Origin of the sequence: Chromohalobacter sp. HP20-39, assembly GCF_033052815.1 — a bacterium.
Lineage (GTDB): Bacteria > Pseudomonadota > Gammaproteobacteria > Pseudomonadales > Halomonadaceae > Chromohalobacter.
In genome coordinates this window covers 1-622 of record NZ_JAWHTP010000075.1, presented here as the reverse complement: position 1 = coordinate 622, position 622 = coordinate 1, and the positions used below count along the sequence as shown (strand labels likewise).

Genomic DNA, 622 nt, shown 5'->3' with positions numbered 1-622 from the left:
AGTCCCGGGGGCCTGCGAGTTTCCAGAAGCTTCACCCGGCTCGCAGGCCACTTGCCGACCCCATCGGCCATCGCAGGCTCGGGGTTGGCCACCGTATTGGTTTCTCAGATGCCCACGTCAATCCTAGACGAACTGAACCCGTCACAGCGCGAAGTGGCAGACCTACGCCTGCACTGTGTCGCCGTTGCCTGCCCGGGCGCCGGAAAGACAAAGACAATTGCGACCAAGGCAGCCATTCTTCTCGCCGATCCCGCATGCAGGGTCGGTGCTGTGACCTTCAACAAGGAGGCGGCCACGGAACTGCAGGAGCGCATTCGCGCGCTGGCCGGGCCGGCATCGAAGGCTCGCCTGTTGGCAGGGACCTTTCACGGGCTGGCGTTCAAGCAGCTCACACCAAAGGGATGCAAGCAGCAGGACATCGCCAACGAGGGGGACCAGTTGGCGCTGGTTGCACAAGCCCTGAAGGAAGCCGACCTTGATTGGAAGGAAGAAGCCGCTTTGGCCGCCATCGAGGCAATCAAAATGGACTTCGGCAGGGTTCCGCCTGGCAGCGTTGAGGAGCGCCTGTATTCGGCATACCAACAAGCGCTGGCGCGGAACGGGAAGCTCGACTTCCAGGACA

1 protein-coding gene is annotated in these 622 nt (G+C 62.4%); it reads left to right on the top strand.

Annotated features, from left to right (window positions below):
• Positions 1-84: 84 nt before the first annotated feature.
• Positions 85-622: UvrD-helicase domain-containing protein (locus RVY79_RS16985; protein WP_317465650.1), on the top strand; the 538-nt coding region annotated here is incomplete at its 3' end.